The following is a 22,526-nucleotide window of genomic DNA, read 5'->3' as shown; positions in this document are numbered from 1 at the left end:
ATGGGACTCACACGCTTGGCCGTGGTCGTCGGGGCGCTGGTGACGGCCGGGTGCGCCGCGACGGCCGCATCGACGCTGTCGGTCGGATCCGACCCGACCGCGCCCACCCACCTGCCCGCGCAGTACGCGCCGCCCCAGCCCGGCGACTTCCCGGTGACCGCGACCCCTCGCCCGATCGTGCTGTTCAGCCCGCCGGGACCGGCGTCCGTGCCGCTGCCCGGCGGTCCGGCGACGCTGCCGCTGATCGACGTGGGCGCCGCGGTGGACGCCATGTCGGAGGGCGGCCGGGAGGGGCCGCCACAGGAGTTGGTGAGCGCGGAGCTGAGCACGGCGGCGTACCTGACCGACCGGGGGCCGCTGGAGCTGCCCGTGTGGAAGTTCCGCACGGCGTGGGGCAGCGACCGCATGTGGCCCGCGGTCACGCCCGAGGCGTTCTGGAAGGGGGCCGAGCAGAGCCGCATGACGTTCGGCGCCACCACCTCGGACGGGCTGGAGCTCCGGGTGCGGTTCCCCGAGCCGTCGCCGCCGTGCCCCGGCGAGGCGCCGGCCGTGACCGAGGCCGTGGTGACCGAGCGGCCGACGGTGGTGGAGGTCCGCCTGCGGACGGTCAGCGGGGGTGGCGGCACCTGCGTCCACGCCGCGATCCTCCGCGGCACCAAGTCGTACACCGTGAAGCTGACGGAGCCGCTGGGCGCGCGGCTGCTCATGGACGAGGAGCACCGCGTCGTCCACGTGACGAAGTCCTGACAGCGCCGGAACGGGTCAGGGAGCGGCGGGCACGCGGAACGTGCGGCGGTAGGCGTCGGGCGTCACGCCGAGCTCCGCGCGCAGGCGGCGGCGCAGGTTCGTCGGCGTGCCCAGTCCCGCGCGTTCGGCCACCCGGTGCACCGGCAGGTCGGTGGTCTCCAGCAGGCGTTGCGCCAACCGCACCCGCTGCACCTGCAACCACCGGCCGGGGGTGCTGCCGGTCGCGGCCAGGAACGCCCGGTGGAAGGTGCGCTCGCTCATCCCGGAGTGACCCGCCAGGTCGGCCACGCCGATCGACGAGCCGAGGCGCCCCACCGCCCAGTCCACTGTGGACGCGATGCCGGTGCGCGCCGGCCGGGACGGCAGCGGCGGGTCCACGTACTGCCGTTGGCCGCCCTCCCGGGTCGGGGGCATCACCAGGCGGCGGGCCAGCGCGGCGGCGACGTCCGCGCCGTGCGCCCGCCGCACCAGGTGCAGGCACAGGTCGAGGCCGCCGACCACGCCCGCCGACGTCAGGACCTCGCCCTCGTCGGCGAACAGGACGTCGCGGACCACGCGGGTCCGGGGTGCGGCGGCCTCCAGCGCGTCGAGCAGCCGCCAGTGCGTGGTCGCCTCACGCCCGTCGAGCATCCCCGCCGCCGCCAGGGTGAACGCGCCCGAGCACAACGCGGCCACCGTGCCGGGGAACGACCGCAGCGCGCGCACCGCCGAGGCCGGCACGGGCGCGAGCGGGTCCTCCCGACCGGGCACGAGCACCAGGTCGCAGTCCCGCAGGCCGGACAGCCCGTGGGTGGCCGGGATGGCGCCCACCGGCCGCACCGGCGTCGTCGCCCGTCCCGGGGCGCACAGCCGCAGCGCGAACGGCCCGATCCCGGAGTCGACGCGGTCCACGCCCCACACCTCGCTCACCACCGAGACGTCGAACATCCGACTACCCGGCAGCAGCAGGACACCCACCGTGCGCATGGCAGGAAAGTACCCCAGCGCGCTGGATCTGCCACTCACGCCGGAGCCGGCCACCGCCGCAGACTTCGTGCCATGACCACCACCGCCTTGATCCTCATCGACGTGCAGCGCGGCTTCGACGACCCGGTCTGGGGCAAGCGCAACAACCCCGACGCCGAGGCCAACACCGCCCGCCTGCTCGACTCCTGGACCGGACCGCTGGTGCTCGTCCGGCACGACTCGACCAAGCCGGGCTCGCCGCTGCGCCCCGGCCAGGACGGCAACCGGTTCAAGCCCGAGCTCGACCGCGCCGTCCCCGACCTGGTGTTCGCCAAGGAGGTCAACTCGGCGTTCCTCGGGGAGGTCGACCTGGACGCGTGGCTGAAGGCACGCCACATCACCGACATCGTGCTCGCGGGCATCCAGACGAACATGTGCGTGGAGACGACCGCCCGGATGGGCGGCAACCTCGGCTACCGCGTCAAGGTCGTGCTGGACGCCACCTTCACGTTCGACCTGGAGGACCTGACCGCCGACGAGCTGACCCGGGCCACCGCGACGAACCTGCGCGGCGGCGGCTTCGCCGAGATCGTCACCACCGACGACCTGGTCCGCCTCACCTGACCCCCGGACGTCCGCTCCGCCCGAGGCCCGGCCCTCTCCCCCTCACCGACGCGGGGTCGCCGCCGCCTGCGGAGCAGCGGCCGTCAGTCCAGCTCGTTCGCCTCGCGCACGACGGTCACGATCTCGTCCATGATGTCGGTCAGCTCGTAGTCCTTCGGCGTGAACACCCGGGCCACCCCGCGCCGGCGCAGCTCCTCGGCGTCGTCGGGCGGGACGATCCCCCCGACGATGACCGGCACGTCACCGGCCCCCGCCGCGCGCAGGCCGTCGACCACGGCGGGCACCACCTCCAGGTGCGAGCCGGACAGGATCGACAGGCCCACCACGTGCACGTCCTCCTGCACGGCGGCGGCGACGATCTGCGCGGGCGTGAGCCGGATGCCCTGGTACACGACCTCGAAGCCGACGTCGCGGGCCCGCACGGCGACCTGCTCGGCGCCGTTGGAGTGGCCGTCCAGGCCCGGCTTGCCGACCAGGATCCGCAGCCGCTCGCCCAGCTCCCCACCGGTGGCCCGCACGCGCTCGCGCACCCGGCCGATCTCCGCGCCCGCCTCGCCGGACGCCGACGCGGCCGACACCCCGGTGGGTGCCCGGTACTCGCCGAACGTCTCGCGCAACGCCTGCGACCACTCCCCCGTCGTCACGCCCGCGCGGGCGCACGCGATGGTGGCCTCGACCAGGTTCCGGTCCGTCTTCGCCGCCGCGCGCAGGTCGTCCAGGGTGGACTTCACCGCCGCGTCGTCGCGCGAGGACCGCCACGCCCGGATCGCCTCGACGGCCTGCTGCTCCACCACCGGGTCGATCTGCTCGATCGCGTTCGCGCCCTCGGCCTGCAACGGCGACGGCTCGGTGGTGGCGAACCTGTTGACGCCCACCACGACGTCCTCACCGGACTCGACCCGCCGACGCCGTTCGGCCAACGACGACACCAGCGCCGACTTCATGTACCCGGACTCGACGGCCGCGACCGCGCCGCCCATCGCCTGCACGCGGTCGATCTCGGCCCGTGCGCCCTCGACGAGCTCGTCCACCTTCGCCTGCACGACGTGCGAGCCGTCGAAGAGGTCGCCGTACTCCAGCAGGTCCGTCTCGTAGGCCAGCACCTGCTGCATCCGCAGCGCCCACTGCTGGTCCCACGGACGCGGCAGGCCCAGCGCCTCGTTCCACGCCGGCAGCTGGATCGCGCGGGCGCGGGCGTCCCGGGACAGCGTCACGGCCAGCATCTCCAGCACGATCCGCTGGACGTTGTTCTCCGGCTGCGCCTCGGTGAGCCCGAGCGAGTTGACCTGCACGCCGTACCGGAACCGGCGGTGCTTGGGGTCGGTGATGCCGTACCGGTCGCGGGTGATCTCGTCCCAGAGCCGGACGAACGCCCGCATCTTGCACATCTCCTCGACGAACCGCACGCCGGCGTTGACGAAGAAGGAGATGCGGGCGACGACCTCGCCGCGCCGCTCCTCGGACACCTGGCCGGAGTCGAACACCGAGTCCAGCACCGCGATCGCGGTCGACAGGGAGTAGGCGATCTCCTGCACGGGCGTCGCGCCCGCCTCCTGCAGGTGGTACGAGCAGATGTTGATCGGGTTCCACCTGGGCGCGTTCGACACGGTCCACGCGACCACGTCGGTGATCAGCCGCAGGCTCGGCCCCGGCGGGAACACGTACGTGCCGCGGGACAGGTACTCCTTGATGATGTCGTTCTGCGTGGTGCCGGCGAGGGTCGCGCGGTCCGCGCCCTGCTCCTCGGCCACGCTCACGTACAGCGCGAGCAGCCACATGGCCGTCGCGTTGATGGTCATGGACGTGTTCGCCTCGGCCAGCGGGATCCGGTCGAAGAGCTGCCGCATGTCACCGATGTGGCTGACGGGCACGCCGACCTTGCCGACCTCGCCCCTGGCCAGCTCGTCGTCCGGGTCGTACCCGGTCTGCGTGGGCAGGTCGAACGCCACCGACAGGCCCGTCTGGCCCTTGGCGAGGTTGCGGCGGTACAGCGCGTTGGAGGCGGTGGCGCTGGAGTGACCGGCGTACGTCCGCATCACCCACGGACGGTCGCGCTCTCGGTCGGCCGGGTACGGCACGGCAACCTCCTGTGTTGTATTGCCCCTGCTCCGCAGATGGCGGGCGAGGTCGCCTGGAAGCGACCGCTCGCGCCTGGTTTCCCGACGATCGAAGGGCGTGATCGCCGGGGAACGAGTCACGAACGATCGACGCGACCTCGCGTGGTTCGAAGCGTACTGACGGGTAACACGGCCCGCAGGTGCCGTTGCTCACTGAATCGAAGCTGCGGCAGCATGGGGGGCGTGACCGTGCTCACGACCTTCCTGTTCCCGGTCGGCGCCCTCGGGCTGCTGGCCCTGGTGCTGCGCTGGGCGTTCGGCAACGACCGGCGGGCCGTGCCGGACTACACCGGTGACGACTTCGGCCTGCTGACCGAGGTCGCCGCCGTGCCCACGCCGACCGCGGCGGACGCGCTCGCCAAGCGCTTGCGGGCGGCCCGCATCAAGGTCACAGTGGTGCGACGCGACGACCTGCACCGGCTCCTGGTGTTCCCGGCCGACGCGCCCGACGCCGAACTCCTCCTGCGGAGCGCACCGTGACCATCGGCCTGTCCAGGATCGCCGACGACGAAGAGGGCATCTCGATCGACGAGCTCCGGCTCGCCGCGCGCAACCACGGCATGCCGCTGGAGGCGCTGCGCTACGACGAGACGCCCGCCGGGCTGCACTACCTGCTGATCCACTACGACATCCCGGACGTCACCGGGTGGTCGCTGGACGTGCTCGGCCGCACGTGGACGCTCGACGAGTTGCGCGACCTGCCCGCGGTGACCGAGCAGGTGACGCTGGAGTGCGCGGGCAACGGCCGGGCGAAGCTGCACCCGCGGCCGGTGAGCCAGCCGTGGCTGGACGAGGCGGTGGGCTGCGCGACGTGGACCGGCACGCCGCTGGCGCCGCTGCTGGCCGACCTCCCGCCGGACGCGGTGGACGTGGTGTTCACCGGGCTCGACCACGGGCTGGACCGGGGCGTGGAGCAGGACTACCAGCGCGCGCTGCCGGTGGCCGAGGCGCTGCGACCGGACGTGCTGCTGGCCTACGAGATGAACGGGCAGCCGCTGCTGCCCCAGCACGGCGCACCGCTGCGGCTCGTGGTGCCCGGCTGGTACGGCATGGCGCACGTGAAGTGGCTGCGCTCGATCACCGCGCTCGACCGGCCGTTCGACGGGTTCCAGCAGGCCGTGGCCTACCGGATCACGCACGGGCCGGACGAGCAGGGCGAGCCGGTGACCCGCATCCTGCCCAAGGCCCTGATGGTCCCGCCCGGCTTCCCCGACTTCATGACCCGGCAGCGGTTCGTCCAGGCCGGCCGGGTGGTGCTGACCGGGCGCGCGTGGAGCGGTCACGCGCCCGTGGCGAAGGTCGAGGTGGAGCTGGACGGGACGTGGGTCGAGGCCGACCTCGGCCCCGCCGGCGACCGGTACGCGTGGCGGCGCTGGGAGTGCGCGTGGGACGCGACGCCCGGCGAGCACGTGCTGCGCGTGCGCGCGACGGACGCCGACGGCCTCGTCCAACCCGTCGACCAGCCGTGGAACCGGCAGGGCATGGCGAACAACACCGCGCAGCGCGTGCCGGTCACCGTCCGCCCGTGAGGGTCAGGCGCCGACCCGGTCCACGGTCGCGCCGAGCTTGCGCAGGTTCTCCACGAAGCCCGGGTAGCCGCGCTCGATGTGGAAGATCTCGTAGACCTCGCTCACGCCGTCCGCGCACAACCCGGCCAGCACCAGGCCCGCGCCCGCGCGGATGTCCGACGCCCACACCGGCGCGCTGGACAGCCGCTCCACGCCCCGCACCACCGCGTGGTGGCCGTCGGTGCGCGCGTCCGCGCCCAGCCGCACCATCTCCTCGATGAACCGGAACCGGGCCTCGAACAGGTTCTCGGTGATCATCGACGTGCCGTCGGACACGCTGGACAGCGCGATCGCGAACGGCTGGAGGTCGGTGGCGAAGCCGGGGTAGGGCAGCGTCACGAAGTCCACCGACCGCGGTCGGTCGGTCTGCACCACGCGGAAGCCGTCGTCCAGCGTGGTGATGTCCGCGCCCGCCGTGCGCAGCTTCTCCAGCACCAGGTCGAGGTGGTGCGGGTCCACCCCGCGCACGGTGATGTCACCGCGGGTCATGACGGCGGCGAACGCCCAGGTGGCGCCGACGATCCGGTCACCGATGACCCGGTGCTCGGTGGGCTGGAGCGACTCCACGCCGTGCACGGTGAGCGTGGACGTGCCCGCGCCCTCGATCTTCGCGCCCATCTGCTGCAGCATCACGCAGATGTCCACGATCTCCGGTTCGCGGGCGGCGTTGTCGATGACCGTGGTGCCGTTGGCCAGCACCGCCGCCATCAGGATGTTCTCCGTCGCGCCCACGCTGGGGAAGTCGAGCCAGATCTGCGCGCCGTGCAGGCCCTCGGCCTCCGCGATCACGCAGCCGTGCTCGATCTCGCTGTGCGCGCCGAGCTTGCGCAGGCCGTTCTGGTGCATGTCCAGGGGCCGGTTGCCGATCGCGTCACCGCCGGGCAGCGCGACCACCGCGCGCTTGCACCGGCCCACCAGGGGGCCGAGGACGCAGACGGACGCGCGCAGCTTGCCCATCGCCTCCGAGTCGGCGCGGTGGTTGAGCTCCTTGGGCGTGGTGATCCTGACGACCCGACCGTCGAGGGTCACCTCGCAGCCCAGGCTGCGCAGGACGTCCGCCATCAGCGGCACGTCCAGGATCTCGGGGCAGTTGGTGATGGTGGTGGTGCCCTCGGCCAGCAGCGCCGCCGCCATCAGCTTGAGCACGCTGTTCTTCGCGCCTACGACGGCGACCTCGCCGACGAGCCGCGCACCGCCCTGGACCCGGAAGTGCTCACTCACGTAAGGGACTCCTTCTCGTTGTGCCGCAATCCTACGTACGGTCTGAATCGTGCCCGTTCGTGGTCTGCGGCCGGGGCGTCGCGCGGTGTCTACAGTGCTGGCATGGCCGTGCACCTGACGAAGATCTACACCCGCGTCGGAGACGACGGGACCACCGGTCTCGGGGACTTCTCCCGGGTGCCCAAGACCTCCCCGCGGATCACCGCGTACGCCGACGTGGACGAGACCAACGCCGCGCTGGGCGTGGCCCTGGCGCTCGGGGCGCTGGAGACCGACGTCGCGGAGGTCGTCCGGCAGGTCCAGAACGACCTGTTCGACGTGGGCGCGGACCTGTGCACGCCGGTCGTGGCGGACCCGGAGCACCCGCCGCTGCGGGTCACCCAGGCGTACGTGGACCGGCTGGAGTCCTGGTGCGACTCGTTCAACTCCCGGTTGGGCAAGCTGGAGTCGTTCATCCTCAACGGCGGCACGCCCGGCGCGGCGCTGCTGCACCAGGCCCGGACCATCGCCCGGCGGGCCGAGCGGGGCGCGTGGGCGTTGATCGAGGTCGAGCCCGAGCGGACCAACGCGCTGACCGCGAAGTACCTGAACCGGCTGTCCGACCTGCTGTTCATCCTGGCCAGGGTCGCGAACCCGGACGGTGACGTGCTCTGGCGGCCGGGGGCCAACGCCTGACCCCCGACCGCGACGTCGGCGGGGTCATGCCGCCCCGCCGACCGGGACGCGCCGCGCCGGCTCGGCACCCCGTTCCGCCGGCCCCCGCCCGCCACCCGGGCTGGTCGCGCCGCGACCGGTCCGGTCAGGACGCCCCGGAGGGCACCTTCTCCGCGCCGATCCGCCGCATCCTCTCGGTGCCCCAGGCGCCCAGCGCGGACAACGCCTCGTTGAGCGACACCCCGTGCTCGGTCAGCGAGTACTCGACCCGCGGCGGCACCTCGGGGAACACCTCGCGGCGCACGAGGCCGTCCTCCTCCATCTCCCGCAGCTGCTGCACGAGCACCTTCTCGCTCACGCCGGGCAGGCCTCGGCGGAGCTGGGCGAACCTGCGCACCCCGTGGTGGTGCAGCTCCCACAGGACCAACGACTTCCACTTCCCGGACACCACGTCCATGGCGGCGTCGATGCCGCAGAAGTAGGGACCGCGCCGCGCCGCCATGAAGGCCTCCGGGGGAGTCACTCACCAAAAAGTGGGTACCGCACAAAATAGTCCGTACTGGTCGCCCGCACCGGTACCGGCGACGATCGACGCATGACGAAGACCAACGTGACCGTTCTCGGGCTGGGCGCGATGGGCGCCGCCCTCGCCGCGGCGCTGGTGCGCGCCGGGCACCCCACCGCGGTCTGGAACCGCACACCGGCCAAGGCCCACGCGCTCGTCGCCCTGGGCGCCACCGCCGCCGACACCGTGCCCGACGCCGTGACCGCCTCCGACGTGGTGGTCGCGTGCCTGCTCGACGCCGCCTCCGTCCACGACGTCCTCGACCCGGTGGCCGACCTGCTCACCGGCCGCACGCTGATCAACGTCACCACGACGACGCCGGAGCAGGCGAGGGAGATCGCCGCCTGGGCGGCCGGGCACGGCGTGGCGTACCTCGACGGCGGCATCCTGGCCGTGCCGCCGATGATCGGCCTGCCCGGCTCGTCGATCCTCTGCAGCGGCTCGGAGGCCGCGTTCGAGCAGCACCGCCCGCTGCTGGACCTGTGGGGTGCGAGCACCCACCTTGGTGACGACCCCGGCCTGGCCTCGCTGTACGACCTCGCGCTGCTCGCCGGCATGTACGTGATGTTCGCCGGGTTCTTCCACGGCGCGGCGATGGTCGCGGGCGCCGGCGTCTCGGCCACCGCGTTCGCCCGGCGGGCCGCGCCGTGGCTGTCCGCCATGACCGGCGCGCTGGCCGGGCTCGCCGCCGTGGTCGACGGCGGCGACTACACCGCGCCGGGGCAGCAGAGCCTGGACTTCTCCGACCTGCGCGACCTGATCGACGCCAGTGCCGCGCAGGGCATCTCCACCGAGGTGGTCGACGTGGTGCAGGAGCTGATCCGGCGGCAGGTCGACGCCGGTCGCGGCGGGGAGGGCTTCGCCCGGATCTACGAGAGCGTCAAGCACCCGGCCTGACCAAGTGACGACGTGCGGGTCGACCGCCGTGGGTGAACCGGGCGCGAGGGGCTAGGAGGCCCAGGGAATGGACCGGCCCGGAGGCGCCGACTCCAACCAGGACAGGAATCCCGTCAGCGCGTCCGGGCCCATCGCGATCTCGACCTCGCCCTTGCTGCCCCGACAGCGGAGCACCACCGCCCCCGTGGGCATCGCGTACGCCTCGGGCGGGGTGGGCTCGCGGCGGTCGTCGATCTCGAAGCCGTCGCGGGAGATGACCATGTCCGGGCCGGAGCGCAGGCTCAGCACGCGGAACCAGGCGAACTCGTCGCCCCGGTAGTGCCCGACACCCAGGTGCCAACCCCGCCCGGAGTCCTCCAGCCGCGCCCTCAACGAGACGTGCACGCCACCGGCGCGCAGCAGCCGGACGCGGCGCCAGGTGAGGTACACCAGGACGACCACCGCGCAGAACAGGACCACCCCGACCAGTTCGGCGATCCCCACGGCGTCTGTCCGCTCGTCCGCGTCAGGCCGAGTGCCCTGCGGCGCGGAGCCGCGCGATGGCCCTGACCCGCTCCACGTCGTCCGAGTTCTGGACGTCCGCGCGGGCCCGGTCTACGTCGATCTCGTGGGAGAGCTCCGCGTCCTCGGCGAGGATGCTCACGCCCTCACCGGTCACGGAGAGGAACCCGCCGTGCACGGCCGCCGTGACGAGCTCGTTGTCCGTGGTGCGGATCCGGACCACGCCGCCCTCGACCAGCTGGCCGAGCACCGGCTCGTGGCCGGGCAGGATGCCGATCTCGCCTTCGAGCGTCTGCGCGACCACCGTGGTGGCCGTGCCGGACCACAGGCGGCGTTCCACCGCGACCAGCTGGACGGTCATCTCGGCCACGCGCATCTCCCTGAGTCGACTGGAGTCACCAGCAGTCTAAACGGTGACCGGAACACAGCGCCGCACCAGCCACCCCCAGACGTGCCCACTTCACGCCACGACCCGCCCGGGGGGCCGTCTTGACGGCCGCGCGCCCACCCGGTCCGCCACCGCACCCGCGACCGGCAACCCCGCCGCCGCACCGACTTCCCCGCCACCGACAGCCCCGGCGCCGCCCTCGACGGGTACCCGGCCGAGCGCGTGATCCGCCTGATCCACGAGCGTGGCGGGGCTCACGAAAACCGGTCGGTGCCGTTTCCGATGAGTGGAAGACTGTGCCCGTCGACCCACCGCCGCCGAGGGACAGGACCCGTGCCGACACCGAAGTCGCTGCTGGAACGCGCGTTCTCGCTGCTGTCCGTGTTCACCGTGGACCGGCCGGCGGTGACGCTGTCCGAGCTGAGCCGCCACTCCGGCCTGCCGCTGAGCACGACGCACCGGCTGGTGGCGTCCCTGGTGCGGCTGCGCGCGCTCGACCGCACCCCGGACGGCCGCTACTGCGTGGGCCTGAGGCTGCTGGAGCTGGGCGCGCTGTCGCCGGGCAGCCTGGACCTGCGCGACCGCGCGCTGCCGTTCCTGGAGGACCTGTACGAGGTGACGCGGCACAACGTGCAGCTGGCCGTGCGCGATGGCGCGGAGGTCGTGTACGTGGAGCGGATCTCGGCGCGGGACGCGGTGAACGTGGTGACGCGCGTGGGCAGCCGGATGCCGCTGCACTGCACGGGCGTCGGCCTGGTGCTGCTGGCCGCCGCGCCCGTCCCGGTGCAGGACGCCGTCCTGGCCGGCCCGTTGAAGCGGTTCACGCCGAAGACGATCGCCACGCCCGGCGAGCTGCGGGAGACCCTGGCCAGGGTGCGCCGCGACGGTTACGCGATCAGCGACCGCCAGATCGAGATGATCACCTACTCGGTCGCCGCACCCGTGCGCGGCCAGCAGGGCGAGGTGGTCGGCGCGGTGTCCGTCGTCGTCCCCACCGGCACCCGCACCGACACCGTCGTGCCCGCCGTGCGGACGTGCGGCCTGGCGATCTCGCGCGCCCTGGGCTGGGTGGCCCGCTGACCGGCCCGGCGACCGTCCCCGGTAACGCCCGAAGGGCCGCCCCCACCGGGGACGGCCCTTCGTCAAGCCCGACTCACTTGCCGGCGAGCTTCTTGGCGTTGGCCTCGACGTCGTCCAACCCGCCGCAGGAGAAGAACGCCTGCTCCGGGTAGTGGTCGAACTCGCCCTTGCAGACGCGGTCGAACGCCTCGATCGTGTCCTTGATCGGCACGAAGGAACCCGGCTGACCGGTGAACTTCTCGGCCACGATGAAGTTCTGGCCGAGGAAGCGCTCCAGGCGACGGGCGCGACCGACGAGGACCTTGTCCTCCTCGGACAGCTCGTCCATGCCGAGGATGGCGATGATGTCCTGCAGCTCCTTGTACTTCTGCAGGATCCGCTTGACCTCCTGCGCCACCCGGTAGTGCTCCTCGCCGACGATCGACGGCTCCAGGATCCGGGAGGACGAGGACAGCGGGTCCACCGCCGGGTAGATGCCCTTCTGGGAGATCGGACGGGAGAGCTCCGTCGTCGCGTCCAGGTGGGCGAACGTGGTGGCGGGGGCGGGGTCGGTGTAGTCGTCCGCGGGCACGTAGATGGCCTGCAGCGAGGTGATCGACTTACCGCGCGTCGAGGTGATGCGCTCCTGGAGCTCACCCATCTCGTCCGCCAGCGTCGGCTGGTAACCCACGGCGGACGGCATGCGGCCCAGCAGGGTCGACACCTCCGAGCCCGCCTGGGTGAAGCGGAAGATGTTGTCGATGAACAGCAGCACGTCCTGGCCCTGCACGTCGCGGAAGTACTCCGCCATCGTCAGCGCGGACAGCGCGACGCGCATGCGCGTGCCGGGCGGCTCGTCCATCTGACCGAACACCAGGGCGGTGTCCCCGAGCACACCCATCTCCTCCATCTCCAGGAGGAGGTCGGTGCCCTCACGGGTGCGCTCACCGACGCCGGCGAACACCGACGTGCCGGAGAACTCGCGGGCGATACGGGTGATCATCTCCTGGATGAGCACCGTCTTGCCCACGCCCGCGCCGCCGAACAGGCCGATCTTGCCGCCCTTGACGTACGGGGTCAGCAGGTCGATGACCTTGATGCCCGTTTCCAGGATCTCGGTCTTGCCCTCGAGCTGGTCGAAGGCCGGCGCCTTGCGGTGGATCTCCCACTGCTCGCCGTCGCGGCCGAGACCGGGCTGGTCGAGGCAGTCGCCCAGCGCGTTGAACACGTGGCCCTTGACGACGTCCCCGACGGGCACGCTGATCGCGCTGCCGGTGTCGGACACGGTCGCGCCGCGGACCAGGCCGTCGGTCGGCTGCATCGAGATGGTGCGGACCAGGTTGTCACCCAGGTGCTGGGCGACCTCCAGGGTCAGCGTCTTGGCCACCGACTCGGCGGTGATCTCCACGTGCAGGGCGTTGAACAGCTCCGGCACCGCGCCACGCGGGAACTCCACGTCGACGACGGCACCGATCACCCGGGCCACACGGCCGGTGCGGGTGGTGGTGGCAGTAGCAGTCATGTCACTCATCACTTCCTGCGCCCCCGGTTAGCGCGGAGGCGCCACCGACGATCTCGCTGATCTCCTGGGTGATCTGGGCCTGGCGAGCCGCGTTCGCCTGACGGCTGAGCGAGCGGACCAGCTCGGTGGCGTTGTCCGTCGCCGCCTTCATCGCGGTCCGCCGCGCCGCCGACTCCGAGGCCGCCGCGTCCAGCAGTGCCGAGAAGAGCCGGGTCTTGACGTACTTGGGCAGCAACGCGCCCAGCAGCGTCTCCGCGCTCGGCTCGAACGAGTACACCGACTGGAGCTTCTGCGGCTCCGGGTCGAAGTCGACCACCATCGGCGCGATCCGCTTGGCGACCGGCGTCTGGCTCAGCATCGAGTGGAACTCGGTGTAGACCACGTGCAGCTCGTCCACGCCGAGCACCCCGTCCGGACCGGGCGGGGTGGCGCCGTCGTCGCTGCCCGCGACGAACGCCTTCACCAGCGCGTCACCGGCCTCGACGGCGTTGACGTAGTGGGGGAGCTGGGAGAACCCGGTCCACTCGCCCGCGATCGTGCGCCGGCGGAACTTGTAGTAGCCCACGCCCTTGCGACCGACGACGTAGAGCACCGGCTCCTTGCCCTCGGACCGCAGCAGCGCGAACAGCTCCTCCGCGGCCTTCAGCACGTTGGCGTTGTAGGCGCCGCACATGCCCTTGTCACTGGTCACGACCAGCACACCGGCCCGCTTGGGCTCCTTGCGCTCGGTCAGCAGCGGGTGGTCCAGGTTCGCGGACGCCGTCGCCAGCGCGGAGAGCACCGAGGTGATCTCCTCCGCGTAGGGACGGGACGCCGCGACCCTCGACTGGGCCCGGGCGAGCCGGGACGTGGCGATGAGCTCGTACGCCTTGGTGATCTTCTTGGTCGAGTTGACCGAGCGGATCCGCTGGCGCAGCTCTCGGATCTGTGCCGCCATGCCTACGTCACTTCTCGGCCGGAGCGTGCCGGTTGACCTTCACCGACTCCTGTCCGACCTTGTCGGCGTCCATCGCGTCGGCGGGCGCGTCGTTGACGACCGAGGCGCCCTTCGAGGAGGTGAACTGCTGCTTGAACGCGGTGACGGCGTCCACGATGCCGTTGCGGCCGTCGTCCGACAGCTTCTTGGACTCGCGGATGCCGGAGAGGATGACCTCGTGGCTGCGGCGCACGTGGTCCAGGAACTCCGCCTCGAAGCGGCGGACGTCGCCCACCGGGATGTCGTCGTAGTGCCCGTTCGTGCCGAGGAAGATCGAGACGACCTGCTCCTCGACGGGGACCGGCGAGTACTGGCCCTGCTTGAGCAGCTCGACCAGGCGGGCGCCGCGCTCCAGCTGGGCGCGGGAGGCCGCGTCGAGGTCCGAGGCGAAGGCGGAGAACGCCTCCAGCTCGCGGAACTGCGACAGGTCCAGCCGCAGCGAGCCCGCGACGTCCTTCATCGCCTTGATCTGCGCGGCGCCACCGACGCGGGACACCGAGATGCCCACGTTGACGGCCGGGCGCACACCGGCGTTGAACAGGTCCGACTCCAGGAAGCACTGGCCGTCGGTGATCGAGATGACGTTGGTCGGGATGTACGCCGACACGTCGTTGGCCTTCGTCTCGATGATCGGCAGGCCGGTCATCGAGCCGCCGCCCATCTCGTCCGACAGCTTCGCGCAGCGCTCCAGCAGGCGCGAGTGCAAGTAGAAGACGTCGCCGGGGTAGGCCTCGCGGCCCGGCGGGCGGCGCAGCAGCAGCGAGATGGCGCGGTACGCCTCCGCCTGCTTGGTCAGGTCGTCGAAGATGATCAGGACGTGCTTGCCCTGGTACATCCAGTGCTGGCCGATGGCCGAGCCGGTGTAGGGCGCCAGCCACTTGTAGCCGGCCGCGTCGGACGCCGGGGAGGCCACGATGGTGGTGTACTCCAGCGCGCCCGCCTCCTCCAGCGCGGCCTTGACGCCCGCGATGGTGGAGCCCTTCTGGCCGATGGCGACGTAGACGCAGCGGACCTGCTGCTTCGGGTCGCCCGACTCCCAGGCCTTCTTCTGGTTGATGATCGTGTCGATGCAGACCGCGGTCTTGCCGGTCTTGCGGTCACCGATGATCAGCTGGCGCTGGCCGCGACCGATCGGGGTCATCGCGTCGATCGCCTTGATGCCGGTCTGCATCGGCTCGTTGACCGGCTGGCGCTGCAGCACGGTCGCGGCCTGCAGCTCCAGGGCGCGGTTGTCGTCGGCCACGATGTCACCGAGGCCGTCGATCGGCTGGCCGAGCGGGTTCACCACGCGGCCGAGGAAGCCGTCGCCCACCGGCACGGAGAGCACCTGGCCGGTCCGCTTGACCTCCTGGCCCTCCTCGATTTCGTTGTAGTCACCGAGGATGACCGCGCCGATCTGGCGGACTTCCAGGTTCAGGGCCACGCCGAGCACGCCGCCGGGGAACTCCAGCAGCTCGTTGGTCATGGTGCCGGGCAGACCCTCGACGATGGCGATGCCGTCGTAGGTCTCCGCGACGACGCCGACCTCTTCCCGGCTGACTTCCGGGGAGTAGGTCGAGACGTACTTCTCGATCGCACTGCGGATCTCGTCCGACGAGATCGTCAGCTCCGCCATGTCGTTCCTGCTCTCACTTCGTTCTGGGAAAGGGGCTTGTGGGCCGCGGTTCCGGTCGGTCAGCCGGCGAGGTCGCGGCGCAGTGACGCCAGCCGACCGGCCACGCTTCCGTCGATGACCTCGTCACCGATCTTGATCAGCAGACCGCCGCGCAGCGTGGGGTCTACCTCCACGTGCAGTGCGATCGGCCTGGAGTAGATCCGGGTCAGCGTGGCTTCGAGGCGGTCCTGCTGCGCCGCGTCCAGTTCGACAGCAGAACGGACGTAGGCGACAGAACGTTCCCGGCGCTTGGCCGCGAGCGACGCGAGGTCGCTCAGGCCGTTGACGACCCCCAGGCCGCGGGGCTCGCGGACGAGCTGGTCGACCAGGGTCTTCGTGGTCGGGTCGATCCTGCCCGCCACGAGGCTGTCGACCAGCGCGACCTTGCCGGCGGGCTCGGCCCCCGGGTCGGACAGCGCCAGCTCCAGCTCGTGGTTGCCCGCGATGATCCGGCCGAGCCGGAACAGCTCGTCCTCGACCGAGTCGAGCTTGCCGTCCCGCTCCGCCCGCACCAGCAGCGTGGTGCGGGCCAGCGACTCGACGCCGTCGACCAGCTCGCGGGGGCTGGACCAGCGGGCGGTGACGACCGTGGCCAGCACCTGCAGGGTCACGTCGACGACCTTGCCGTCGAGCAGACCGCGCAGCAGCTGTTCCCGGGACTCGGGGTCCGAGGAGTTGTCGGCCAGCGCCCGGCGCAGCGCGGGCTGCGCCGACAGCAGGCTGACGACCGCGAACAGCTCGCCGCCCAGCTTCGCCAGGGACTCGCCGGCGGTGGGGCCGGTCGTGCCGTCGACGACCTCCAGCAGCCGCAGCTCGGCGGCGGCCAGGGCGTCACGGCTAGCGGCGTGCAGCGTCATCGGCGTTCCCTCACTTGGCGGCCGGAGCCGACGTGCCGTCGAGTTCGGAGAGGAACCGGTCGACGGTGCCCCGACGGCGCACCTCGTCCTCCAGCGACTCGCCGACGACCCGGTCCGCCAGGTCGATGGCCAGCCTGCCCAGCTCGCCCCGCAGCTCCGCGACGATCTGCGCGCGCTGCGTCTCCAGCTGGGTCTGCCCCTGCGCGACGATCCGCGCGGACTCCTCCTGCGCCTTGGCGCGCAGCTCGCTGATGATCTGCTCGCCCTCGATGCGGGCGTCGTCACGGATGCGAGCCGCCTCGGCACGGGCCTCGGCCAGCTGCGCCTTGTACTGGTCGAGGGCCTGCTGCGCCTGCGCCTGGGCCTGCTCGGCCTTCTCGATCCCGCCCTCGATCTTGGCGGCGCGTTCCGCGTACAACGTCTCGAAGCGCGGCGAGACGAACTTCTTCATGACGAAGAGCAGCAGCAGGAACGAGATCAGGCCGAGGATGATCTCCGACGTGTGCGGCAGGACGGGGTTGATGGGCCCTTCCTCCGCCGCCGCCAAGATGAGGGTCTTCATCACAAACCTCTCTGATGCGATGAACCGGTGCTCAGACCGCAGTCGCGAGGAAGTACACGACGAAGCCGAGCAGTGCGAGCACCTCGACGATGGCGAACGTGGTCCAGGCGAGGCTCAGCAGCACGCCGCGGGCCTCCGGCTGACGGGCGGTGCCGTTGATGACCGAGGAGAAGATGAGACCCACGCCGATGCCGGGGCCGATGGCCGCGAGGCCGTAACCGATCGCAGCGAGACCCTGGTTCAGGTTGACGTTCGCGGCTTCCTGGGCAAGAACGATAGCGCTCACTTGTGGTGTTCCCTTTCCAACTCGGTCCGCGAACGCTCGCGGATCGGAGGCTTGTGATTTCTCAGTGCTCTTCGGCCAGCGCCGCGCCGATGTAGTTGGCGGACAGCAACGCGAAGATGTAGGCCTGAAGAACCATGATCAGCGCTTCGAGGAACGTCAGCGCGATGGCGAAGACGAACGCGACGGGCGCGACCACGACGGTGATGCCGCCGGCGAAGAGCAGGTACTCACCGGCCAGGGTGAACACCAGCAGGAGCAGGTGACCCGCGAACATGGCCGCGAAGACTCGGATCGCGAGCGTGAGCGGGTTCAGGAAGAACTTCTGGAAGAACTCGATCGGGATCAGCAGGATCAGCACGAACCACGGCGCACCGGGCGGCATGGTCTGGTGCTTGAGGTAGCCGACGAACCCGTGGCGCTTGAACCCGACGAAGTGGTACACCGGGTAGATCACGAGCACCGAGACGGCCAGCGGGAAACCGATGTGCGACATCGTCGGGAACTGCACGAGCGGGATCAACCCGAAGAGGTTGTTCACCAGGACGAAGGTGAAGACCGTGAGGATCAGCGGGACGAAGGGCTTGAAGTCCTTGGCGCCGATCTGCTCGCGGGTGATCGAGTTCCGGCCGATGTCGTAGAGCGACTCGGCGGCGAACTGGAACTTGCCGGGAACGAGCTTGAGGTTGCGGGTCGCCGCGATGAAGAACGCACCGATGATCAGGATCGAGAGCACCAGCAGCACCATCGGCTTGGTGACCTCACCGAAGATCGGTGGGAGGAAGAAGTCCTTCACGCCGGGTGCGTGGAACTCATCACCCGCAGCCAGCACCATCGTGGTCACTGTGTTCCTTCCGGTTCTCCCGGCCGGCGTTCACTCCGCCGGGGGAATCGTCACGATCGGGACTTAACGTACCTTACGGACCGCAAGCGCCTGCGAGAGGCACCCCCGCCTACCTGGGTGTCCCGTCTTGCGCGCACCGTACCAGCCGGTAGATCAGGTGTTTCCAGGGGTGGGGATGACGATCTGACTGCGACTGCGCTTGGAAGCGCGCACCTCCATGGCGGTGGCGACCAGGATGGTCGCGGCCATCGTGAGGGCCAGCGCGTTGGTGTGCAGGACCGGGAACCGGCGCAGCAGCAGCATCACCGCGAACAGCAGGATCAGCTTGCCCATGAACCCGGCGAACGCCGCCACCATGATCACCTGGAGCGGCATCGCGGCGGTGCGGTGCATGAGCAGCAGCGTGCCGGCCGACGACAGGCACGCGAGCGCGCCGCCGATCAGCGCGGCCACCAACCCGGGAACGCCGGCCAGGACGGTCCAGACGATCACGCCCGCGACCACCGTCCCGAGCGCCGCCCACAACGCGCTGCGGTACATCTCGCGTGCGAGTCGCCGCACGACGGCCTCGTGGGTCCACTCCACCTTGCCCGGAGCGGTCGTGCCCTCGGTGCTGTCCTGGCTCATGTCACCCCCAAGAGGGTCGAACACCGTCCACTGGTCGGGATGAGTGTAAAGATGCCTTGATGCTCACCCCACCGGCGGGGGTCAGGTGCGCCGCACTTCGCGAAGTCTGGGTATCGCGGAGACCAACAGCGCGAGGACGAGACCGATGGCCAGGCACCACACCACGACCACGACGTCGAACAGCGTCAGGGCCACCGCGCCGAACGCCAGCACGCCCGCCCACAAGTAGATCAGCAGCACCGCGCGGCGCTGGGAGTGGCCGATCTCCAGCAGCCGGTGGTGCAGGTGCATCTTGTCCGCGGAGAACGGGCTCTCGCCGCGCCGGGTGCGCCGCACGACGGCCATCAGCAGGTCCAGCAGCGGCACGAACAGCACGGCGGCCACCACGACCAGCGGCGAGAGCAGGCCGAGCACGTCGGTGGCGCGCACCGACTCGTAGTTGATCTTGCCGGAGGCCGAGATCGTGGCCGCGGCGAGCATGAGCCCGATCAGCATCGACCCCGAGTCGCCCATGAAGATCCGGGCCGGGTTGAAGTTGTGCGGCAGGAAGCCCAGGCACGCGCCGGCCAGCGTGGCGGCGATCAGCGCGGGCGGGTACGCGCCCACGTCACCGCCGTTGTTGGCGAGCAGGCCGATGGAGAACACGCAGGTGGCGGCGGCGGCGATGAGGCCGATGCCGGCGGCGAGGCCGTCCAGGCCGTCCACGAAGTTCATCGCGTTGACCATGGTCACGGCCAGCAGCACGCTCAGGATCGCGCCCTGGTTCTGGTCCAGCGACAGCAGCGACCCGGTGCCCTCGCCGTCGTCGCCCCACGGCACCCAGAACAGCAGCCACTGCAGGCCGAACAGCACCAGGATGCCCGCCGCGGTGACCTGACCCGCGAGCTTCGTCAGCGAGTCGAGCTCGAACCGGTCGTCCAGCACGCCCACCAGGACGATCACGCCACCGCCGACGATGACCGCGTACGGGTCGTAGGAGAAGTCGAACGCCGAGCGCAGGACCGGCAGCTGGTGCGCGAGCAGCATGCCGCCCAGCACTCCGCCGTACATGGCGAGGCCGCCCATCCGGGGCATGGGTTGGACGTGCACGTCGCGCTGGCGGGGGTGGGCGACCGCGCCGATCCGGAACGCGAGCGCGCGGACCAGGCCGACGAGCAGGAACGTCACGACGGCGGCGGTCAGCGCGACGAGCAGGTACTCCCGGACGGGGAGGACGTTGGACACGGCAGGCAACTGGCCCACGGCTGGCTAGCCCCTCGAAGATGGGGTGTCGGGCGGGTCCGGCACGGGTCGAGCCGGCAGAAGTGGGTCTTCCGCGGGTGGTTCGTGCGCCGGGACCACCACGCTACTCCGATCGGGAAGATCCACTAACGCGCGACCTCGACTTCGACGCCCAGCGCCTTGGACACCTCGGCCACCGGCACCGCGCCCTCGCGCAGCACGACCGCGTCCGGGCCGGTCAGGTCGACGATGGTGGAGGCGGTGTTGTCCGCCGCCCGGCCGCCGTCGAGGTAGACGCCGACCTCCTCCCCGAGCTGGTCCCAGGCCTCCTGCGCGGTGCCGGCGGGCGGGAACCCGGACTTGTTGGCGCTGGAGACGGCCATCGGGCCGACGTCGCGGAGCAGTTCGAGCGCGACCGGGTGCAGCGGCATCCGCAGCATGACCGTGCCGCGGGTGTGACCGAGGTCCCAGGCCAGCGAGGGCGCGTGGGGCAGGACGAGGGAGAGACCGCCGGGCCAGAACGCCTCGATCAGCGCCCGGGCCTGCCGGGGCACGCCCAGGACGAGGCCGTCGATCGTGGTCCAGGAGCCGACCAGCACCGGCACCGGCATGTCCGGGCCGCGCCCCTTGGCCGCCAGCAACGCGCGGACGGCGGACGCGTCGAACGCGTCGCAGCCGATGCCGTAGACGGTGTCGGTGGGGAGGACCACGAGGCGCCCGGAGCGCACCGCGCCCGCGGCGGCGGTGAGGCCCGCCTCCCGGTCGGCTTGGACGCTGCAGTCGTAGACCGTGCTCACCCTGCTGATCCAAGCACAGCACGGGGAAGCGCTGCGGCGGAGGTCACACGGACCCCCGGCGGGAGGCCGCCTCCGCGTCGACCGCCCACTGCCGCTTGCGGTGCGCCACCACGAAGCCGAACACCAGCGAGGCCCCGACCAGCACCCCGGCCGCGGTCACCGCCGGGTCGTCGACCGCACCGCCCACGAACGGCAGGACCAGCACCGCGAGCCCGACCAGGGCGGCGGTCCAGACGTCGGGCTCGACCCAGCGCCAGCGCCGCGCGCGCTCCACGCGGTGACGCAGGTCGGTGGCGAACGCGATCAGCTCCGGGTGCGGGGTGAGGGTGAGGATCTCGTCGGCCAGGGCCCGGCACTCGGCCAGCTGGTCGGGGTCGGTGAGGGCGAGCGCGCCGCCCGGGGTCCGGGTGCGGGCCTCGGCGCTGCGGGCGGCGAGCGCGATGGCCAGGTAGGTGCGCAGGATGTCGTCGGCCCGGGGTGCGCCGCCGCCGCGCTCCAGCTCACCGCGCACCGCGGCGGCGGCGAGGTGGCTGTCACGGCCCTCGTCCAGGGCGGGGGCGAGCGCGGAGGACGAGCGGGAGAGGCGCACCCGGTCCAGGTGGGAGAATTCGGTGAGGTCGACCAGGGTGATGCGGGCGGCGAGCCATTCCCGCAGTTCGCTCCACTCGTTCGGCGCATTGACAGGCATCGCTGGTTCTCCGATTTACTCGCCGGAGCGTTGGCGTCCAGGTTATCCCGATGGCGAGGCGTCCGGTGAATGCGAAGAACCAGATCGGCGCGCTCCCGCTGGCCCTGTGCTGCGCGGCGCTGTACGCCGTCGTGGCCGGCGCCGCGGGCTACCTGGTGCTGGACGAGCGCACGCCCGCGCCGGTCGCCGTATCCGCCCCGACGGTCCCCTCGATCACCACGGAGGTGCCGCCGACCACCACCGCCGCACCCGCCTCCACCACCACCGCCCTGCCCGCTGACCTGCGCAGGGTCGACGCGCCGGGCGGTCTCACCACGGTGATCCCGGCCGACTGGGCCATCACCCCGGGCACGGTCGCCACCACCCTGGTCGCCACCGACCCGGCGTCGCCGCGGCGCGAGGTGAGGCTGGGCGGGGCGCCCGTGGCGGACGCGTCGAAGCCCTTGCTGGACCGCATCACCGAGGCCGCCGAAGGGCGTGAGCGGGAGGCCGGGCACCGGCGGTTGAGCCTGACCGCGACCACGATCCGCAATCACCCGGCGGTCGGGTGGGAATTCGAGGAAAGCGCGCCGGCGGACCCGGAACGGGTGGCCACCGCGTTCTGGGAATCGAACGGTGTGGAATACGTCCTGTACTCCGCGGGGCCGCCGGAGGAGTGGGACCTGACCCGGTCGCGACTGGCGCGGATGGTCGAGCTGGCCACTCCCTGACCCGACCGCGCGGCGACGGCGGCGGTCGGACGGCAGCGGTGCGTCGGGCGCGTCGGGCGGGTCAGGCGCGGCGGGCCGTGGCGAAGCGGGGGCGCCAGGCGAGGTCCTTGTGGTCCTCGACGTCGGTGAGGACGCGCCGGGCGGACAGCAGGGCCGGGACGGTCGTGCCGTGGGTGTCGTCGTGCTCGATCGCGACGTGGCCGCCGGGCTTGAGCAGGCGCGCGGCCAGGCCGACCACGTGCGCGATCACGTCCAGGCCGTCCGGGCCGCCGAAGACGGCGTGGCGCGGGTCGTGGTCGGCCACCTCCGGCTGCACCTCGGTGCCGTCCGGCACGTAGGGCGGGTTGCACAGCACCAGGTCCACCTGGCCGTCCAGGTCGGACAGCACGTCCGGCGCGGTCACGTCGCCCGAGTGCAGGGTGATCGGGGTGTCGCCGGCGGCGGCGCGGGCGTCGGCGTTGCGCCGCGCCCAGGCCAGCGCGCCGGGGTCGCGCTCGAC

Annotated in this window: 25 protein-coding genes and 1 pseudogene; 8 read left to right on the top strand and 18 right to left on the bottom strand. The window is 71.7% G+C overall.

The window, feature by feature from the left end:
* A complete protein-coding gene (locus AB0G02_RS06835) occupies positions 1-747 on the top strand; it encodes a hypothetical protein (RefSeq protein WP_360790441.1) in 747 nt (248 codons plus the stop codon).
* Positions 748-762: 15 nt separating this feature from the next.
* Here AB0G02_RS06835 and AB0G02_RS06830 read toward each other — a convergent pair whose 3' ends face one another.
* The gene (locus AB0G02_RS06830) at positions 763-1,713 is read right to left on the bottom strand and encodes a helix-turn-helix domain-containing protein (protein WP_360790438.1); all 951 of its coding nucleotides are present in this window, start codon (positions 1,711-1,713) and stop codon (positions 763-765) included.
* A gap of 72 nt (positions 1,714-1,785) precedes the next feature.
* Between AB0G02_RS06830 and AB0G02_RS06825 the strand changes: the two genes are divergently transcribed.
* Positions 1,786-2,316: a cysteine hydrolase family protein gene (locus tag AB0G02_RS06825; RefSeq protein ID WP_360790435.1), complete on the top strand. Its 531-nt coding sequence runs from the start codon at positions 1,786-1,788 to the stop codon at positions 2,314-2,316.
* An 83-nt stretch (positions 2,317-2,399) separates the two neighbouring features.
* Here AB0G02_RS06825 and AB0G02_RS06820 read toward each other — a convergent pair whose 3' ends face one another.
* Positions 2,400-4,394 carry a protein meaA gene (locus AB0G02_RS06820; RefSeq protein WP_360790432.1) on the bottom strand — a complete coding sequence of 665 codons (1,995 nt, stop codon included), beginning with the start codon at positions 4,392-4,394 and terminating at the stop codon, positions 2,400-2,402.
* Positions 4,395-4,616: 222 nt separating this feature from the next.
* Between AB0G02_RS06820 and AB0G02_RS06815 the strand changes: the two genes are divergently transcribed.
* Positions 4,617-4,913, top strand: coding sequence for a hypothetical protein (locus AB0G02_RS06815; RefSeq protein WP_360790429.1), 297 nt, complete (start codon positions 4,617-4,619; stop codon positions 4,911-4,913).
* The gene (locus AB0G02_RS06810; RefSeq protein WP_360790426.1) at positions 4,910-5,962 is read left to right on the top strand and encodes a sulfite oxidase; all 1,053 of its coding nucleotides are present in this window, start codon (positions 4,910-4,912) and stop codon (positions 5,960-5,962) included. The genes AB0G02_RS06815 and AB0G02_RS06810 overlap by 4 nt, the downstream gene beginning before the upstream one ends.
* Positions 5,963-5,965: 3 nt before the next feature.
* Here AB0G02_RS06810 and murA read toward each other — a convergent pair whose 3' ends face one another.
* Positions 5,966-7,222, bottom strand: a complete 1,257-nt coding sequence (murA, locus tag AB0G02_RS06805) for a UDP-N-acetylglucosamine 1-carboxyvinyltransferase (RefSeq protein ID WP_360790423.1) — start codon at positions 7,220-7,222, stop codon at positions 5,966-5,968.
* Between the two features lie 102 nt (positions 7,223-7,324).
* Between murA and AB0G02_RS06800 the strand changes: the two genes are divergently transcribed.
* Positions 7,325-7,897 (top strand): cob(I)yrinic acid a,c-diamide adenosyltransferase, encoded by a 573-nt coding sequence (locus AB0G02_RS06800; RefSeq protein ID WP_360790420.1) that lies wholly within the window; start codon positions 7,325-7,327, stop codon positions 7,895-7,897.
* Between the two features lie 124 nt (positions 7,898-8,021).
* Here the strand turns inward: AB0G02_RS06800 and AB0G02_RS06795 are convergent, their stop codons facing one another.
* Positions 8,022-8,378, bottom strand: coding sequence for a helix-turn-helix domain-containing protein (locus AB0G02_RS06795; protein WP_360790475.1), 357 nt, complete (start codon positions 8,376-8,378; stop codon positions 8,022-8,024).
* 93 nt (positions 8,379-8,471) lie between these two features.
* Here AB0G02_RS06795 and AB0G02_RS06790 point away from each other — a divergent pair, with 93 nt between their 5' ends.
* Positions 8,472-9,338 (top strand): NAD(P)-binding domain-containing protein, encoded by an 867-nt coding sequence (locus AB0G02_RS06790; protein ID WP_360790417.1) that lies wholly within the window; start codon positions 8,472-8,474, stop codon positions 9,336-9,338.
* A 51-nt stretch (positions 9,339-9,389) separates the two neighbouring features.
* Here AB0G02_RS06790 and AB0G02_RS06785 read toward each other — a convergent pair whose 3' ends face one another.
* Together AB0G02_RS06785 and AB0G02_RS06780 are read right to left on the bottom strand one after the other, a co-directional pair.
* On the bottom strand, positions 9,390-9,821 hold the full coding sequence (locus AB0G02_RS06785) for a DUF2550 domain-containing protein (RefSeq protein ID WP_360790414.1): 432 nt from the start codon (positions 9,819-9,821) through the stop codon (positions 9,390-9,392).
* A gap of 22 nt (positions 9,822-9,843) precedes the next feature.
* Positions 9,844-10,209, bottom strand: a complete 366-nt coding sequence (locus tag AB0G02_RS06780) for a F0F1 ATP synthase subunit epsilon (protein ID WP_360790411.1) — start codon at positions 10,207-10,209, stop codon at positions 9,844-9,846.
* 351 nt (positions 10,210-10,560) lie between these two features.
* On the opposite strand from AB0G02_RS06780, the gene AB0G02_RS06775 reads away from it, so the two are divergent.
* The gene (locus AB0G02_RS06775) at positions 10,561-11,307 is read left to right on the top strand and encodes an IclR family transcriptional regulator (protein WP_360790408.1); all 747 of its coding nucleotides are present in this window, start codon (positions 10,561-10,563) and stop codon (positions 11,305-11,307) included.
* Between the two features lie 73 nt (positions 11,308-11,380).
* Here AB0G02_RS06775 and atpD read toward each other — a convergent pair whose 3' ends face one another.
* The 11 genes from atpD to AB0G02_RS06720 form a co-directional block, all read right to left on the bottom strand.
* Positions 11,381-12,817 (bottom strand): F0F1 ATP synthase subunit beta, encoded by a 1,437-nt coding sequence (gene atpD / locus AB0G02_RS06770; protein WP_360790405.1) that lies wholly within the window; start codon positions 12,815-12,817, stop codon positions 11,381-11,383.
* Positions 12,810-13,745, bottom strand: a complete 936-nt coding sequence (locus AB0G02_RS06765; protein WP_360790402.1) for a F0F1 ATP synthase subunit gamma — start codon at positions 13,743-13,745, stop codon at positions 12,810-12,812. The genes atpD and AB0G02_RS06765 overlap by 8 nt, the downstream gene beginning before the upstream one ends.
* A gap of 7 nt (positions 13,746-13,752) precedes the next feature.
* Complete coding sequence (gene atpA / locus AB0G02_RS06760; protein WP_360790400.1) at positions 13,753-15,399, bottom strand: F0F1 ATP synthase subunit alpha; 1,647 nt, start codon at positions 15,397-15,399, stop codon at positions 13,753-13,755.
* A 59-nt stretch (positions 15,400-15,458) separates the two neighbouring features.
* Positions 15,459-16,295: a F0F1 ATP synthase subunit delta gene (locus tag AB0G02_RS06755; protein ID WP_360790397.1), complete on the bottom strand. Its 837-nt coding sequence runs from the start codon at positions 16,293-16,295 to the stop codon at positions 15,459-15,461.
* 10 nt (positions 16,296-16,305) lie between these two features.
* Positions 16,306-16,857, bottom strand: coding sequence for a F0F1 ATP synthase subunit B (locus tag AB0G02_RS06750; RefSeq protein WP_360790394.1), 552 nt, complete (start codon positions 16,855-16,857; stop codon positions 16,306-16,308).
* A 31-nt stretch (positions 16,858-16,888) separates the two neighbouring features.
* Positions 16,889-17,143: an ATP F0F1 synthase subunit C gene (locus tag AB0G02_RS06745; protein ID WP_360790391.1), complete on the bottom strand. Its 255-nt coding sequence runs from the start codon at positions 17,141-17,143 to the stop codon at positions 16,889-16,891.
* 61 nt (positions 17,144-17,204) lie between these two features.
* Complete coding sequence (gene atpB / locus AB0G02_RS06740) at positions 17,205-17,984, bottom strand: F0F1 ATP synthase subunit A (RefSeq protein WP_360790388.1); 780 nt, start codon at positions 17,982-17,984, stop codon at positions 17,205-17,207.
* Positions 17,985-18,137: 153 nt separating this feature from the next.
* Positions 18,138-18,611 carry a hypothetical protein gene (locus AB0G02_RS06735; RefSeq protein ID WP_360790385.1) on the bottom strand — a complete coding sequence of 158 codons (474 nt, stop codon included), beginning with the start codon at positions 18,609-18,611 and terminating at the stop codon, positions 18,138-18,140.
* Between the two features lie 81 nt (positions 18,612-18,692).
* On the bottom strand, positions 18,693-19,853 hold the full coding sequence (locus AB0G02_RS06730; protein WP_360790382.1) for an MraY family glycosyltransferase: 1,161 nt from the start codon (positions 19,851-19,853) through the stop codon (positions 18,693-18,695).
* Positions 19,854-19,978: 125 nt separating this feature from the next.
* Complete coding sequence (locus tag AB0G02_RS06725) at positions 19,979-20,629, bottom strand: L-threonylcarbamoyladenylate synthase (RefSeq protein ID WP_360790379.1); 651 nt, start codon at positions 20,627-20,629, stop codon at positions 19,979-19,981.
* Between the two features lie 43 nt (positions 20,630-20,672).
* Positions 20,673-21,317 (bottom strand): hypothetical protein, encoded by a 645-nt coding sequence (locus AB0G02_RS06720; protein ID WP_360790376.1) that lies wholly within the window; start codon positions 21,315-21,317, stop codon positions 20,673-20,675.
* Between the two features lie 65 nt (positions 21,318-21,382).
* Here AB0G02_RS06720 and AB0G02_RS06715 point away from each other — a divergent pair, with 65 nt between their 5' ends.
* Positions 21,383-22,027, top strand: a complete 645-nt coding sequence (locus AB0G02_RS06715; protein ID WP_360790373.1) for a hypothetical protein — start codon at positions 21,383-21,385, stop codon at positions 22,025-22,027.
* Positions 22,028-22,088: 61 nt separating this feature from the next.
* Here AB0G02_RS06715 and AB0G02_RS06710 read toward each other — a convergent pair.
* Positions 22,089-22,526 (bottom strand): annotated as a pseudogene (locus AB0G02_RS06710) (peptide chain release factor N(5)-glutamine methyltransferase); the annotation flags it as partial.

The sequence above is a fragment of the Actinosynnema sp. NPDC023658 genome, from assembly GCF_040639995.1.
Taxonomy (GTDB): domain Bacteria; phylum Actinomycetota; class Actinomycetes; order Mycobacteriales; family Pseudonocardiaceae; genus Actinosynnema.
This window is presented reverse-complemented; position numbering and strand designations above follow the sequence as displayed.